This window comes from Synechococcus sp. KORDI-49, from assembly GCF_000737575.1.
GTDB lineage: Bacteria > Cyanobacteriota > Cyanobacteriia > PCC-6307 > Cyanobiaceae > Parasynechococcus.
The window spans coordinates 1,986,977-2,000,781 of the sequence record NZ_CP006270.1; the positions used below are offsets into that span (position 1 = coordinate 1,986,977).

Below are 13,805 nucleotides of genomic sequence, written 5' to 3' on the forward strand. Positions count from 1 at the left end.
AGCCTCAGGTGCTGGCTTCCGCCTTGGCTTCGGCGGCCTGGGCCTTGTCGCCCCCAGCCTTCTTGCTGCCCATGCCGTACTTGCGCATGAAACGGTCCACCCGGCCTTCGGTGTCGAGAATCTTCTGGGTGCCGGTGAAGAAGGGGTGATTGCCGCTCCACACATCAACGTGGATCTCCGGCTGGGTGGAGCCGGTGGTCATCACCACCTCTCCGTTGCAGATCACCTTGGCATCGGGATACCAGGTGGGATGAATGTCGGGCTTGGGCATGGGTCGGGAGCTGGCAGGAGCTGGAGTGATCAGCGTTTGGAGAACTGGGGTGCCTTACGGGCTTTCTTCAGACCGTACTTGCGGCGTTCCTTGGCGCGCGGGTCGCGGCTCAGGTGACCTTCGGTCTTCAGCGGCTTGCGGTTGTCGGCCGAGAGTTCGCAAAGGGCACGGGCGGCCCCCTGCTTGATGGCACCGGCCTGGCCGGTGAGACCACCGCCGCGGACGTTCACCAGAACGTCGTACTCGCTGCCCAGCCCCAGTGTTTCAAGAGGGGCCTTCACCGCGGAGATGTAGGCGGGGTTGTAGTTCAGGTAATTGTCACCAGGACGGCCGTTGATGGTGATCGTGCCGTTGCCGGGCACCAGGCGCACCCGGGCGACAGAGGTCTTGCGGCGGCCTGTGCCCCAGTAGACGACGGTGTTGCTGCTCATTTGGCGGAAGCGGAGGGGTTGAGCTGGAGGGGCTGGGGCTGCTGGGCGGCGTGCGGGTGATCACTGCCTTTGTAGACCTTCAGCTTGCGGAACATCTGCCGGCCGAGAGCATTGTGGGGAAGCATGCCTTTGATGGCTTTCTCGACGATGCGCTCAGGGATGCGTTCCTGCAGGGCCTGGAAGGTTTCCACCTTCATGCCGCCCGGACGTCCCGAGTGGCGGCGGTACAGCTTTTGCTGTGGCTTCCGGCCGCTCACCTGAATTTTCTCGGCGTTCACAACGATCACGAAATCACCGGTGTCCAGGTGAGGCGTGAAGCTGGGATTGTTCTTGCCGCGAAGCACGGCGGCAACCTCGGTGGCGAGGCGACCGAGGGTCTGATTCTCAGCGTCCACCACGTACCACTGGCGGTCGATCGAATCAATCGGAGGAAGGGAGGTCTTGTTCATCACGCCGGCATGCCGGTTCGGAGGTTCTCCGCTGCTGGAACGGAGCTGGACAGCAGAGTCGGCCCGGAATCGGGCGCGACAAAAGCTCAAACAGTGAGCTTACGCTCCGACGGAGCCCCAATCATGACGATGGGGTGGTCAGAGATTCTGGAGCGCTGTTCTTCGGCGGAGGAAGAGGATCCGGAGGGGGATCACAGTCCGCCAGAAAAAACCACGGTTGTGAATCATACCAACCAGCCCTGCTGAAGATCTCGTCCTGATAGCCGGCCCGCAGCAGGCAGAGCCCCTGACCCGGTGCCGCTTCCTTCACGTCGCAGCGGCGGCGTTCACGCCAGCGACGCTCGAAGTGCTCGAGGCTCAGCCGATGTTCTCCCACGGCCACCAGCTGTGCCATCAGGAGCCGCACCATGCCGTAGAGGAACCCACTGGCCTGGATCTCCACCCTGACCATGTCTCCCTGACGTTCCACCAGAACGTCCTGCACCGTTGTGATGGCATCGGCACGGCGACTGCCTGCTTTCATGAAGGCGCCGAAGTCGTGCCGCCCGAGCATGCCTTCGAGGGCTGTCCGCATGCTGATCTCATCCAGGCGGAGCTGATAGCGGTGCCAGCTCCAGGCGCTGAGGAAGAGATTGGGGCGACGGCCGTTGTGAATCGTGTACCGGTAGCGCCGGTAGATGGCGTCGTAGCAGGCGTGCCAGTCGGCAGGACGCTCCACCGACTCCCGCACCCGGATGCTGGCTGGCAGCCGTCCGTTGAGGGCAGGAGCCCATTTGTGTGCCGGAATGGGTCCGATGCAGTCGAAATGAACCACCTGGCCGGCGGCGTGCACTCCGGCATCGGTGCGGCCCGCAGCGAAGCAGTGAATGGGCCGGTGCGGATCGAGCTGCTCGATCGCGTTCTCCAGAACGGCCTGGACGCTGAGGCCGTTCCGTTGCCGCTGCCAGCCGCAGAATTCCGATCCGTCGTACTGCAGGCTGAGAGCGATCCGGTGGGGGATCGGCTGATCCGTCACTGCAGACGAAGATTCCGTCAGACCAGCTCGATGATGGCCATCTCGGCGTTGTCGCCGCGGCGGCGCACGGTGCGGGTGATGCGGGTATAACCGCCGCGACGGTCGCTGTAGCGATCCGGTGCCTTCTCAAACAGCGCATGCACGAGCTGCTTGTCGTAGATGAAGCCGAGGGCCCTCCGGCGGGAGGCAAGGCTGCCGTCCTTGGCAAGGGTGATCATGCGCTCCGCCTCATCGCGGAGCGCTTTGGCACGGGCCTTGGTGGTGGTGACCCGACCTTCTCGGATGAGCTGGGTGGTCAGGGCCCTCAGCATCGCCTTGCGTTGGTCAGCAGGGCGTCCCAGCTGGGGAACTCGGCATTGGTGACGCATGGTTCTGGGGGAGGCGTGGTCAGGTCGTGGGAACGATCAGGCCGGACAGCTTCAGGCTGTCGTGCGGCTCTGGGGGATGGAGATGCCGATGCGCTCAAGCGCTTCGATCACCTCATCGGCGGACTTGGAACCGAAGTTCTTGATCTCCAGCAGATCCTCGTAGCTGAAGCCCATCAGGTCGGAAACGGAATTGACCTGGGCCCGCTTGAGGCAGTTGTAGGCCCGGACGGAGAGGTTCAGCTCTTCGAGAGGGATCTGGGCTTCTGCGGAGGGCTCCGGTTCGACACCGGGTTCCTCCACCAGAGTCACCGTGGCCAGGGGCTGGAACAGCTCGATCAGCTGGTTGGCTGCCTGTGCCAGAGCGTCGTCGGGAGTGATGGATCCATCGGTGACGATCGAGATCTTGAGACGCTCGCGGGCGGAACCGCCTTCGGCCACGGCTGTCTCATCAATGCTGAAGTTCACCCGGATCACCGGCATGAACACGGCATCGATCTGGAGCAGATCAATGGCGCTGGTGTCCTCGTTGTGGCGGTCGACGGGGCGGTAGCCGACGCCTCGCTCCACATGCACCTCCAGCTCCAGGCTGTGGCCATCGGCAACCGTCGCGATCGGACGGTTGACATCCACCACCTGAACCTGGGAGGAGAACTGCAGATCGCCTGCTTTCACATCGGCGGGGCCCGCGATCACAAGACGGCCGATCTCCAGCTCACCCGATCGGTTGTTGATCGACAGCTGCTTGCAGTTCAGCAGGATGTCGAGCACGTCCTCGCGAACGCCCGGAACGGTGGCGTACTCGTGATTGACGCCTGCGATGCGGATGGCGGTGACCGCACTGCCTTCCAGGCCTCCCATCAGCACCCGGCGCAGGGCGTTGCCAAGAGTGGTGGCCTGGCCGCGCTCGAGGGGGCCGATGAGAAACACGCCGGTCTGGGCGCGGTCCTCATCAACCTGATGCTCGATGCGATCGATCTGGTACTGCAGCACGGTCTGTGGCGGGGTAGGGAACGGGAACCTGAAACGAAGCCGGTTCAGACGCGGCGGCGCTTGGGCCGGCGGCAACCGTTGTGGGGCAGAGGGGTGACATCCCGGATCAACGTGATCTCGAGTCCGGCGACCTGAAGGGCCCGGATCGCGGTTTCACGGCCGGATCCTGGGCCGCGCACCAGAACTTCGATCTGGCGCATTCCCTGTTCGAGGGCCCGACGGGCTGCAGCCTCGGCAGCGGTCTGGGCAGCGAAGGGTGTGCCTTTGCGGGCACCTTTGAAACCGCTCGCCCCGGCCGATGACCACGAGATGACCTCGCCGGCGGTGTCGGTGATCGAGACGATCGTGTTGTTGAAGGTGCTCTGGATGTGGGCAACGCCGTTGGGGACGTTGCGCTTGGCCTTCTTGGGACCGGATTTCTTGGCGGGTTTGGCCATGGGCCGATAACGATGTGGGAGGGAGGTGGATTACTTCTTCTTGCCGGCCACGGTCTTGCGGGCGCCCCGGCGGGTCCGCGCATTGGTGCGGGTGCGCTGGCCGCGCACAGGCAGACTCATGCGGTGGCGACGGCCGCGGACGCAGCCGATGTCCTGAAGGCGCTTCAGGGCCATGCCCTCCTGGCGGCGCAGATCGCCTTCGATCGTGTAGGCCTCGGTGGCCCCCCTGAGTTTCTGCACATCGCCATCCTCGAGATCCTTGACCCGGATGTCCGGATTGACTCCGGATTTGCTGAGGATGGTCCGTGCCCGGGTGGGCCCGATTCCATAGATGTAGGTGAGGGCGACTTCGATCCGCTTGTCGCGGGGAATGTCAACGCCGGCGATCCGTGCCACGAAGTTTCAATCGAGGGGGGGGGAGGGACAAAAGCCTCCGTCGATCCGGAGGCTGTGGAGACTTGCGCTGCTGGCCTCCTGGCCGAGCAGTGCTTGCTGCGAACGGAGCTGGAGGGTCAGCCCTGACGCTGCTTGTGCTTCGGGTTGGTGCAGATCACCATCACGCGGCCGTGGCGACGGATCACCCGGCACTTGTCGCACATTTTCTTGACTGAGGCGCGCACCTTCATGAGGCGTGGCTCTCCAAATTTCCAAACGGCAACCCTACCATGCGGGTCAACTCAGGGCCTGAACGATCCGCTCTGAGATCTCCTCGACACTCCCCTGAGCCGGGACCTGAATCAGTAGACCCTTGTCGCGGTAGAAGCTGATCAGGGGAGCGGTCTTCTCGCGGTAAACCTCCAGCCGGTTGCGGATCACCGCTTCATTGTCGTCGGCCCGGCCACGGGCCAGCAGACGCTCGATCAGCACGGCGTCGTCAAGCTCCAGCAGCACGACGGCCTCGATCGGCTGCTGCAGATCAGTCAGGAGCGGTTCCAGTGCTTCGGCCTGCGGAACGGTGCGGGGGAAACCGTCCAGCAGCCAGCCGCCGCCGTGCAGCGTCTTCATCTGACTTTCCACGATCGCCAGGACAAGCCCATCACTCACCAGCTCGCCTCTATTCATGACGGCTTCGGCTTCCTTGCCGAGGGCTGTTCCGGCAGCCACCTCTCCGCGCAGCAGGTCGCCTGTGGAGAGGTGCTTCATGGCGTGGGCCTCGCAGAGCCGGCCGGCCTGGGTGCCCTTGCCGGCGCCGGGGGGACCGAGAAAGAGGAGGCGGGTTTTCATCGTGGATCGTGGTGTGGACGTTGGTGGTTGGCGGGAATGATTGGCGCAGCGGCAGGAATCACTGGCGCACCAGACCCTCGTAGCGCTGGGAGATCACATAGGTCTGCACCTGCTTGGCCGTGTCGATCGCCACGCCCACCAGGATCAGCAGTGAGGTGGCACCGAGGCCCTGGAAGGTCTGCACGTTGGTGGCGCGTTCCACGGCTGCGGGGATGATCGCCACGGCACCGAGGAACAGACCGCCCAGCAGTGTGAGCCGGTTCTGAACCCCGGAGAGATAGGTGGCCGTGGCACTGCCGGGACGCACCCCTGGAATTGCGACACCACCCTTCTTGAGATTCGAGGCGATGTCGGCCGGGTTCACGGTCAGTGAGGCATAGAAATAGGAAAATCCCAGGATCAACGCGAAGAAGGCCAGGGCATAGGGCCAGGGGTTCGGAGCGCCTGGATTCAGGGCACTGGCGGCACGGATCAGCCATTCGTTGCTGGTGAGATTGGCGACCGTGACGGGCAGGAAGATCAGCGCCGAAGCGAAAATTATCGGCATCACGCCGCCGGCATTGAGCTTCAGGGGCAGATAACTCTGTCGGGTGGGCAGAACGCCGGCCCCACCCACCTGGCGCTTGGCGCTGACGATGGGGATCCGCCGGGCTCCTTCCTGAACGAAGATGATCCCCACGATCGTGGCCAGAAAAACGAGCACGAGCACGATGATGCCGAGCACATCGCCGCGGTCGCCGGTCTGGGCTTTCTCGATCGTGGACCCCAGAGCCGTGGGCAGGGTGGACACGATGTTGAGGAAGATGACCAGTGAGGCTCCCTGACCGATGCCGCGCTCGGTGATCACCTCGCTCAGCCACATCACCACCATGGAGCCGGTCACAAGGCACAGGGCTGTCTGAACGACGAAGACGACCTCGCTCAGTCCCTCCAGGGCGTACTGCCGGAGGATCATGGCGAACACCACGCTTTGAATCAGGCCCCAGCCCAGAGCGACGTAGCGGGTGATCTGGGCGATCTTGCGTCGTCCTGCCTCGCCTTCGTTCTTCTGGAGGTCTTCCAGCTGCGGCAAGGCTGCCGTCAGCAGTTGCAGGATGATCGAGGCGTTGATGAACGGCAGGATGCCGAGGGCGAACACGCCCAGAGTCGAGATGCCCCCGCCCGTGAAGATGTCCAGGAAGCCGATCAGCTGGCCGCCCTGGTCGATGAAACTGCGGAAGGCGTCCCGGTCGATGCCCGGAATCGGGATGTAGATCCCAAGCCTGACGAGCAGCAGCAGTCCGAGGGTGGTGAGCACCCGGTTGCGCAGCCCCGGGTTGGTGACCAACTGGCTGATCACTTCGGCGGCGTTGGGGTTGCGTCCCCGACTGACGAGCATGTCCGGAAAAGGTGTGTTGGGCTGAAGCAGCGAAGCCGTCCGCGGATCAGGATCCGTCGGACGGCTCAGACCCTAGGGCTGAAGGGGGGGATCCCCCAGATCAGGCGAGGGTTTCGCAGGTGCCGCCGGCGGCTTCGATCTTGGTGCGGGCGGAGGCTGTGAAGGCAGCGGCTTGCACGGTCAGCTTCTTGGCCTTGAGATCACCGTTACCCAGCAGCTTCAGGGGATGCTTGGGGCTGGTGACGATCCCGTCCTTGACCAGTGAATCAAGGTTGACGGTGCTGCCGTCCTTGAGGTCGTTGAGGGCCGACACATTCAGCACGGTGAACTGCTTCGGGTTCACCAGCGGGAAGTGCTTGAGCTTCGGGACGCGGCGGTAGAGAGGCATCTGACCACCCTCGAAGCCGGGGCGGGTGGGACGGCCGGAACGGGATTTCTGGCCACGCATGCCGAAACCGCAGCTGGCGCCCTGACCAGCGGCGATGCCGCGACCCTTGCGCAGTTTGCGGCGTCGGGCGCCTTTGTTGGCTTTGAGGGAGTCGAGTCGGAGAGTCATCGCGAATCAGGAGTAGATCTGCTCGAGGGAGATTCCCCGTTCCTTGGCCGTCTCCTTGTGGGTGCGGAGAAGCGACAGGGCCACCATGGCAGCCCGGGCGTTGTTGAGGGGGGTCTTGCTGCCCAGGCGCTTGGCCAGGACATTCTTGATGCCGGCAAGTTCCAGCACCGTGCGGATCGAACCGCCTGCGATCACACCGGTACCTGGGGCAGCGGGGCGGATCAGCACACTGGCGGCGCCGTCGCGACCGTTGGACAGGGTCGGGATCGAACTGTGACGGGTGAGGGGCACCTTCACGAGATGCTTCTTGCCATCGGCGACACCCTTGCGGACGGCGCCGATCACATCACCGGCCTTGCCGACGCCGACGCCGACCTGGCCTTTCTCGTTGCCGACGACGACGATGGCCCGGAAGCTCATCTTCTTGCCGCCTTTCACGGTCTTGGAGACACGGCGGATCTGCACCACGCGCTCCTGCCATTCGGAGTCGCGCTCCTGATTGCGGCGATCACCGCGACGACCGCGGCGTTCGCCACGCTCACCGCGGCCACCACGGCGCTGTTCCTGCTGCTGGCCTTCAGCCGCTGCAGGAACATCAGCTGCGCCGGGCACGGCGTTTGGATTGGATTGGGGGGAGGAATCGGTCATGGGTAGAGCAGGAATCAGAACTGAAGGCCCGCTTCCCGGGCGGCGTCGGCAAGGGCCTTGATCCGGCCGTGGTACAGGTTGCCGCCACGGTCGAAGACCACCTGCTGGATGCCCTGCGCGATGGCTCGTTTGGCCACGAGCTCGCCGACGGCGACAGAGGCGTCACAGCTGCCGCCACTGGCCTTGAGGCCGGCACGCAGCTCCTTGTCAACGGTGGACGCAGAGCAGAGGGTGCTCTGCGCTTCGTCGTTGATGACCTGGGCGTAGATGTGATTGTTGGAGCGGAACACGGCCAGCCGAGGGCGATTGGCCGTGCCACTGAGATGACGACGCAGACGCCTGTGGCGTTTCTGGGTCTGCTGTTTGCGGGAGGTGGTGGACATGGGGAAGGAAGCGGAGGAACGTCAGGAAGAGGGTTATTTCTTGCCGGACTTGCCCGCTTTGCGCAGGATGCGCTCGCCCTCGTATTTGATGCCCTTGCCCTTGTAGGGCTCAGGGGGACGAATGGCGCGGACTTTGGCGGCTTCGTTGCCTACCAGCTCCTTGTCGATGCCGGAGACGATCACCTTGGTGTTGTTCTCAACCTTGAAGGTGATGCCGTCGGGCGGCTCCATCTCGACCGGGTGGCTGTAGCCGGCACTGACGACAAGGGTCTTGCCCTTGACCTGGGCTCGGGAGCCCACACCGACGATTTCCAGACTCTTGCTATAACCGTTGCTGACCCCTTCGACCATGTTGGCGACGAGGGTGCGGCAGAGTCCGTGGCGCTCCCTTGAGAAACGCTTGGTGGTGGAGGGAGTCACCACGATGGTGTTCTCCTCCTGGCTGACGCTGACGCCTTCTGGAAGCGTGCGCTCCAGTTCCCCTTTGGGGCCCTTGACCTTCACGGTCAGACCGTCAAGGGAGACGGTCACCTTGTCGGGAAGTGGAACGGGGTTTTTGCCGATGCGTGACATGGTTCAGCTCCAGATCAGTAGACGTAACAGAGCACTTCGCCACCGACGCCCTCGCGTCGGGCATCGCGATCACTCATCACCCCTTTGGAGGTGGAGATGATCGCGACGCCGAGGCCGCCCAGGACCTTGGGCAGTCCGCGGGTGTTCTTGTAGATGCGCAGGCCTGGCTTGCTCACCCGCTGCATCGATCGGATCGTGGGAAGACGATGCTTACCGCTGTACTTGAGGGCGAGCACCAGTTCGGTGCGCACCCCTTCACCCTGTTCGCTGATCTCGGAGATGAAGCCTTCCTGCTGCAGCACCTTGGCGATGCTGCGGGTCATCCGCGAAGCGGGGATCTTGGTGGTCTCGTGACGCTTCTCACTCGCATTGCGAATGCGGGTGAGCATGTCGGAAATGGGGTCGTGGTTGGCCATAGGTGTCGACGGGGAGGGCTCAGTTGCTGCGGAACGGCATTCCCATCTCGCGGAGGAGGGCCCGGCCCTCTTCGTCTGAACGGGCAGTGGTCACGATGGTGATGTCCATGCCCCTGATGGCATCGATCTTGTCGAAGGAAATCTCAGGGAAGATGATCTGCTCACGGACGCCCAGGGTGTAGTTCCCCCGGCCGTCGAAGCTCTTGGGACTCACACCCCGGAAGTCACGGATCCTGGGCAGAGCCAGGTTGATCAGGCGCTCCAGAAAGGCATACATCCGGTCACCACGCAGGGTGACGGCACAGCCGATCGGCATGCCCTGGCGGATCTTGAAGCCGGCGATGGCCTTCTTGGCCCGTGTGACCACGACCTTCTGGCCGGTGATCTGCGCCAGCTCATTCACCGAGGCCTCAAGGGACTTGGCGTTCTGGGCGGCTTCGCCGAGTCCCCGGTTGACGGTGACTTTGATCACCTTGGGGACTTCGTGGATGTTCGTGAGGGAGAGATCCTTCTTCAGCTTGGGCTGAATGGTCTCCCGGTAGCGCTTTTTGAGTGACATGGGGGGTGTGGGGTGCTTCTGGTCGTGGTCAGAAGTCGGGTTCAGTCGATGACTTCACCGGTTTTCTTCAGCCGTCGTTTCTTGCTGCCGTCCTTTTCGACGACGATCTCCACGCGGCTGGCCACCTTCTTGTCGGTGGAATAGAGCATCACGTTGGAGGCATGCAGAGATGCCTCCTCGGTCACGATGCGACCGGTCTCGCCCTCCTGGGTGGGCTTCTCGTGTCGGGTGCGCAGGTTGATGCCTTCGACGATCACCCGGTTCTCATTCGGCAGGGTGCGCAGCACCTCTCCGGTTTTGCCCTTGTCCTTGCCGGCGATCACCTGAACGGTGTCGCCTTTGCGGATGCGCATCTTGATGCGATCGGTGGGCTTGGCCTTGCTGGTTGCAGTCGCCATGGTCAGATCACCTCCGGAGCGAGGGACACGATTTTGGTGAAGCTGCGATCGCGCAGTTCACGGGCCACCGGTCCGAAGACGCGGGTGCCTTTCGGGTTTTTGTCATCGTTGATGATCACCGCAGCGTTGTCGTCGAACCGGATGGAATTGCCGGTATCGCGGCGGAGTGTGGCCTTGGTGCGCACCACCACAGCCTTCACCACATCGGATTTCTTGACACCCATGTTGGGCATCGCATCTTTGACGGCGGCGACGATGACATCGCCGACGTGGGCGTAGCGACGGTTGGTTCCCAGCACACGGATGCACTGGATGCGCTTGGCGCCGCTGTTGTCAGCGACGGTGAGGAAGGTCTCCTGCTGGATCACGGGGTCACCTCCTCAGCGGGTGGGGCCTCGGCCTCAGGGGTCGCAGCCTTGTCCGTCTTGTCAGCCTTGGGGCTGTGACTGAGAACCTCGGCGATGGTCCAGCGCTTGTGCCGGCTCATCGGACGGGTCTCGGTGATGCGGACGCGGTCTCCGACGCGACAGGTGTTGTCTTCGTCGTGCGCCTTGTAACGGGTGGTGCGGCTGACCGTCTTTTGATAGATGGGATGTGGGAAGCGGCTTTCCACCGCCACCACCACCGTTTTTTCCATCTTGTCGCTGACGACGGTGCCGACCCTTTCCTTGACTGCCATGGGTACAGAGGGGGGGATCAGGATGCGGCGGAGCGCTGACGCTCCGATTGCACCGTCAGAAGCTGGGCCAGCTTGATGCGGACCTCCTTGAAACGGTGCGTGTTGGCCAGCTGGCGGGTGGCCTGCTGGAAGCGGAGCTGAAACAGTTCGCGGCGCAGACCGTCGATCTGTTCAGTGATGTCCGCATCGGACAGCTGGCGGACCTCAGCGGCGTTGGGACGGGCCATGGTCAGGACTCCACGGTGACGGCTTCAGCAGCAGCCGGTGCTTCCGCAGCCGGTTGCTCCTTCGGTTCATCCAGAGAGATGAACTTGGTCTTCACGGGCAGCTTGTACTGGGCCAGGCGCATGGCAGCCCGTGCGATCTCGGGGGTGATTTCGGCACCACCCATCTCGAACAGGATCCGACCTGGCTTGATCACGGCCACCCAGAATTCCGGGTTGCCCTTACCGGAACCCATCCGGGTCTCGGCAGCGCGCATCGTGATCGACTTGTCCGGGAAGATCCGGATCCAGATCTTCCCGCCCCGCTTGACGTAGCGGGTCATGGCGCGACGGCTGGCCTCGATCTGGCGCGAGGTGATCCAGCCGCATTCCTGTGCCTGCAGTGCGAATTCACCGAAGGCGATGGTGTTGCCCCGGGTAGCGACGCCGCGCATGCGGCCTCGCTGCATTTTCCGGAATTTGACGCGTTTTGGACTCAGCATGGTTCAGGCCTCCTGTTCACCCCTCGTTGGAGCGGTCTTCGAACTGTTGGGGCCGACGGCTGGCCCTGCGGCGGGGGGTGGCACCCACCGGGATCTGCGGGGCTTCATCGCCCAGCACTTCCCCTTTGAACACCCACACCTTGATTCCCAGCACCCCGTAGGTGGTGCTGGCAACCTTGGTGGCGTAGTCGATGTCCGCCCGCAGCGTGTGCAGGGGGACACGACCCTCGCGGGTCCATTCGGTCCGGGCGATCTCGGCGCCGTTGAGGCGACCGGACACCTGGATCTTCAGGCCGAGGACGCCAGCGCGCTGAGCGCGCTGGACAGCCATGCGGATGGTGCGCCGGAAGGCGACCCGCTTCTCCAGCTGCTGGGCGATGTACTCAGCCAGCAGGAAGGCATCGCCGTCCACGCGCTCCACTTCGACGACGTTGATCCGAACCTGGCGGCTCTGATCCCCGACCGTCTTCTGGATGCCGGAGCGCAGGTCCTCGATGCCGCTGCCCTGGCGACCGACGAGGACGCCGGGGCGAGCGGTTTTGAGCTCGACCTCGAGTTGGTCGGCCTTGCGGGCGATCAGCACATCACTGATGCCGGCTGAGCCGTACTTCTTGTGGATGAACTTGCGAATCCGGTCGTCCTCCTGGAGGAGGGCCGGATAGCTCTTGCTGGGGGCGTACCAGCGGGACCGGTGTTCCTGGGTGATCCCCAGGCGCAGACCGGTTGGGTTGATTTTGTGTCCCATTGGGTCAGAGTCCTCGGGGGTCAGGAATCGGTCTGAGCTGCCACAGCGATGCTGATGTGGCAGGTCTGCTTCTTGATCTGGTAGGCGCGACCCTGGGCCCGGGGCCGGTAGCGCTTCATGGAAGGGCCCATGTCGGCACTTGCGCTGGAGATCACCAGCGAAGCCGGATCAAGACCCAGGTTGTGCTCCGCATTCGCCACAGCGGACCTCAGCACCTTGGTGATGGGTCCGGTGGAGCGGTAGGGCATGAACTCGAGCATGATCAGGGCGTCGCGATAGGTGCGACCCCGGATCTGATCGAGTACACGGCGCACCTTCGACACGGAGCCTCGGATGAAGCGGCCGTGCGCCTGGGCGATGGGGGCCGTGGGGGTTGACGTGGTCATGGCGTCAGCGGCCTCCTTTTTTGTCTTTGATGTGGCCCTTGAAGGTGCGGGTGGGAGCGAACTCCCCCAGCTTGTGCCCCACCATCTGCTCGGTGATGAAGACGGGCACGTGAGTCTTGCCGTTGTGAACGGCAATGGTGTGACCGATCATCATCGGCAGGATCGTGGAGGCCCGTGACCAGGTTTTGATCACGGACTTGTCGTCGTTGTCGTTCTGCTTTTCAACCTTGCGAAGCAGGCTGTCAGCGATGAACGGGCCTTTTTTGAGTGAACGTCCCATAGCGGTTTAAGCAAGCGGCAAAACGATGGTTGGCATCAGGAATCGCGTCCGCCACGGCTCCGCTTGGACGTCTTGCGACGTTTCCGGAGCACGTATCGGTTGCTGGGCTTGTTCCGCTTGCGGGTCTTGAGACCGAGGGCGGGTTTGCCCCAGGGGGTCACCGGGCCGGATCGGCCGATCGGTGCCCGGCCCTCACCACCACCGTGAGGGTGGTCGCAGGGGTTCATCACACTGCCTCGCACCTGGGGGCGACGCCCCAGCCAGCGACGTCGGCCGGCTTTGCCGAGGCTGGTGTTGCGGACCTCGGAATTGCCCACCTCGCCGAGCGTGGCGTAGCACTCCCGGCGGATCAGGCGGACCTCGGTGGAGGGCAGCTTGAGGGCGACGTAATCGCCCTCCTTCGCCATCACCTGAGCGCTGGCCCCTGCGGTCCGGACCATCTGACCACCGCGGCCGGCATAGAGCTCGACACAGTGCACGCTGGAGCCCAGCGGCACCGCGGAAAGCGGCATGGCGTTACCGATCTCGATCGGTACATCAGGACCGGAGACCACGGTCTGGCCCACCTGAACTCCAGCTGGAGCAAGGATGTAGCGCTTCTCGCCGTCGGCGTAGAAGAGCAGCGCCAGACGGGCGTTGCGGTGCGGGTCGTAGTGAATCGCAGCCACCTTGGCGGTCACGCCGTGTTTGTTGCGGCGGAAATCGACAACGCGGTAGAGACGCTTGTGCCCGCCACCGCGATGGCGGCAGGTGATCACACCGCGGTTGTTGCGGCCCTTGCGACGGTGCTTGGACACCACCAGGGTCCGCTCCGGCTTGCGGCCGGTGATCTCACTGAAGTCGGTGACCACCCTGGTGCGGGTGCCGGGGGTGTAAGGGCGGAAGTTACGGATTGCCATGACGTTTCAGACCC

At 63.7% G+C, this 13,805-nt stretch carries 26 protein-coding genes; all 26 read right to left on the reverse strand.

Features of this window, described 5'->3' with window-relative positions:
- Positions 1 to 4: 4 nt before the first annotated feature.
- Positions 5 to 271 (reverse strand): 50S ribosomal protein L31, encoded by a 267-nt coding sequence (gene rpmE, locus KR49_RS10000; protein ID WP_043694849.1) that lies wholly within the window; start codon positions 269 to 271, stop codon positions 5 to 7.
- A 29-nt stretch (positions 272 to 300) separates the two neighbouring features.
- Entirely contained in the window at positions 301 to 702 is a 402-nt protein-coding gene (gene rpsI / locus KR49_RS10005; protein ID WP_043694854.1) for a 30S ribosomal protein S9, read from the reverse strand.
- Positions 699 to 1,151, reverse strand: a complete 453-nt coding sequence (rplM, locus tag KR49_RS10010) for a 50S ribosomal protein L13 (RefSeq protein WP_043697302.1) — start codon at positions 1,149 to 1,151, stop codon at positions 699 to 701. Before rplM ends, rpsI begins: the two co-directional genes overlap by 4 nt.
- Before the next feature lie 121 nt (positions 1,152 to 1,272).
- On the reverse strand, positions 1,273 to 2,187 hold the full coding sequence (gene truA / locus KR49_RS10015; protein ID WP_052378233.1) for a tRNA pseudouridine(38-40) synthase TruA: 915 nt from the start codon (positions 2,185 to 2,187) through the stop codon (positions 1,273 to 1,275).
- Positions 2,184 to 2,534: a 50S ribosomal protein L17 gene (gene rplQ, locus KR49_RS10020; RefSeq protein ID WP_043694860.1), complete on the reverse strand. Its 351-nt coding sequence runs from the start codon at positions 2,532 to 2,534 to the stop codon at positions 2,184 to 2,186. Before rplQ ends, truA begins: the two co-directional genes overlap by 4 nt.
- Before the next feature lie 51 nt (positions 2,535 to 2,585).
- Positions 2,586 to 3,524 carry a DNA-directed RNA polymerase subunit alpha gene (locus tag KR49_RS10025; RefSeq protein WP_043697305.1) on the reverse strand — a complete coding sequence of 313 codons (939 nt, stop codon included), beginning with the start codon at positions 3,522 to 3,524 and terminating at the stop codon, positions 2,586 to 2,588.
- 44 nt (positions 3,525 to 3,568) lie between these two features.
- Positions 3,569 to 3,961, reverse strand: coding sequence for a 30S ribosomal protein S11 (gene rpsK / locus KR49_RS10030; protein WP_043694866.1), 393 nt, complete (start codon positions 3,959 to 3,961; stop codon positions 3,569 to 3,571).
- 30 nt (positions 3,962 to 3,991) lie between these two features.
- Positions 3,992 to 4,357 (reverse strand): 30S ribosomal protein S13, encoded by a 366-nt coding sequence (gene rpsM, locus KR49_RS10035; protein ID WP_043694869.1) that lies wholly within the window; start codon positions 4,355 to 4,357, stop codon positions 3,992 to 3,994.
- Positions 4,358 to 4,473: 116 nt separating this feature from the next.
- Positions 4,474 to 4,587: a 50S ribosomal protein L36 gene (rpmJ, locus tag KR49_RS10040; protein ID WP_006173336.1), complete on the reverse strand. Its 114-nt coding sequence runs from the start codon at positions 4,585 to 4,587 to the stop codon at positions 4,474 to 4,476.
- Positions 4,588 to 4,633: 46 nt separating this feature from the next.
- Positions 4,634 to 5,185, reverse strand: coding sequence for an adenylate kinase (locus tag KR49_RS10045; protein WP_043694873.1), 552 nt, complete (start codon positions 5,183 to 5,185; stop codon positions 4,634 to 4,636).
- Between the two features lie 58 nt (positions 5,186 to 5,243).
- Positions 5,244 to 6,563: a preprotein translocase subunit SecY gene (gene secY, locus KR49_RS10050; RefSeq protein WP_043694876.1), complete on the reverse strand. Its 1,320-nt coding sequence runs from the start codon at positions 6,561 to 6,563 to the stop codon at positions 5,244 to 5,246.
- A gap of 100 nt (positions 6,564 to 6,663) precedes the next feature.
- Positions 6,664 to 7,119 (reverse strand): 50S ribosomal protein L15, encoded by a 456-nt coding sequence (gene rplO / locus KR49_RS10055; RefSeq protein ID WP_043694879.1) that lies wholly within the window; start codon positions 7,117 to 7,119, stop codon positions 6,664 to 6,666.
- Between the two features lie 6 nt (positions 7,120 to 7,125).
- Entirely contained in the window at positions 7,126 to 7,767 is a 642-nt protein-coding gene (gene rpsE, locus KR49_RS10060) for a 30S ribosomal protein S5 (RefSeq protein WP_043694882.1), read from the reverse strand.
- A 14-nt stretch (positions 7,768 to 7,781) separates the two neighbouring features.
- Positions 7,782 to 8,150: a 50S ribosomal protein L18 gene (gene rplR, locus KR49_RS13605; protein WP_043694884.1), complete on the reverse strand. Its 369-nt coding sequence runs from the start codon at positions 8,148 to 8,150 to the stop codon at positions 7,782 to 7,784.
- A 33-nt stretch (positions 8,151 to 8,183) separates the two neighbouring features.
- Positions 8,184 to 8,723, reverse strand: a complete 540-nt coding sequence (gene rplF, locus KR49_RS13610; protein ID WP_043694887.1) for a 50S ribosomal protein L6 — start codon at positions 8,721 to 8,723, stop codon at positions 8,184 to 8,186.
- 14 nt (positions 8,724 to 8,737) lie between these two features.
- Entirely contained in the window at positions 8,738 to 9,139 is a 402-nt protein-coding gene (gene rpsH, locus KR49_RS10075; RefSeq protein WP_006850769.1) for a 30S ribosomal protein S8, read from the reverse strand.
- A gap of 19 nt (positions 9,140 to 9,158) precedes the next feature.
- The gene (gene rplE, locus KR49_RS10080) at positions 9,159 to 9,698 is read right to left on the reverse strand and encodes a 50S ribosomal protein L5 (protein ID WP_043694891.1); all 540 of its coding nucleotides are present in this window, start codon (positions 9,696 to 9,698) and stop codon (positions 9,159 to 9,161) included.
- 41 nt (positions 9,699 to 9,739) lie between these two features.
- Complete coding sequence (gene rplX, locus KR49_RS10085; protein ID WP_043694894.1) at positions 9,740 to 10,096, reverse strand: 50S ribosomal protein L24; 357 nt, start codon at positions 10,094 to 10,096, stop codon at positions 9,740 to 9,742.
- Between the two features lie 2 nt (positions 10,097 to 10,098).
- Positions 10,099 to 10,464: a 50S ribosomal protein L14 gene (gene rplN / locus KR49_RS10090; protein ID WP_043694897.1), complete on the reverse strand. Its 366-nt coding sequence runs from the start codon at positions 10,462 to 10,464 to the stop codon at positions 10,099 to 10,101.
- Positions 10,461 to 10,775, reverse strand: a complete 315-nt coding sequence (gene rpsQ / locus KR49_RS10095; protein WP_043694900.1) for a 30S ribosomal protein S17 — start codon at positions 10,773 to 10,775, stop codon at positions 10,461 to 10,463. Before rpsQ ends, rplN begins: the two co-directional genes overlap by 4 nt.
- Before the next feature lie 17 nt (positions 10,776 to 10,792).
- Positions 10,793 to 11,002, reverse strand: a complete 210-nt coding sequence (gene rpmC / locus KR49_RS10100; RefSeq protein ID WP_043694903.1) for a 50S ribosomal protein L29 — start codon at positions 11,000 to 11,002, stop codon at positions 10,793 to 10,795.
- Between the two features lie 2 nt (positions 11,003 to 11,004).
- Positions 11,005 to 11,481 (reverse strand): 50S ribosomal protein L16, encoded by a 477-nt coding sequence (gene rplP / locus KR49_RS10105; RefSeq protein WP_043694907.1) that lies wholly within the window; start codon positions 11,479 to 11,481, stop codon positions 11,005 to 11,007.
- A 16-nt stretch (positions 11,482 to 11,497) separates the two neighbouring features.
- On the reverse strand, positions 11,498 to 12,226 hold the full coding sequence (gene rpsC / locus KR49_RS10110; RefSeq protein ID WP_043694909.1) for a 30S ribosomal protein S3: 729 nt from the start codon (positions 12,224 to 12,226) through the stop codon (positions 11,498 to 11,500).
- A 20-nt stretch (positions 12,227 to 12,246) separates the two neighbouring features.
- Positions 12,247 to 12,612 (reverse strand): 50S ribosomal protein L22, encoded by a 366-nt coding sequence (gene rplV, locus KR49_RS10115; protein ID WP_043694911.1) that lies wholly within the window; start codon positions 12,610 to 12,612, stop codon positions 12,247 to 12,249.
- Positions 12,613 to 12,616: 4 nt separating this feature from the next.
- Positions 12,617 to 12,892, reverse strand: a complete 276-nt coding sequence (gene rpsS / locus KR49_RS10120) for a 30S ribosomal protein S19 (RefSeq protein WP_043694913.1) — start codon at positions 12,890 to 12,892, stop codon at positions 12,617 to 12,619.
- Between the two features lie 35 nt (positions 12,893 to 12,927).
- Positions 12,928 to 13,791: a 50S ribosomal protein L2 gene (gene rplB, locus KR49_RS10125; protein WP_043694914.1), complete on the reverse strand. Its 864-nt coding sequence runs from the start codon at positions 13,789 to 13,791 to the stop codon at positions 12,928 to 12,930.
- Between the last annotated feature and the right edge of the window lie 14 nt (positions 13,792 to 13,805).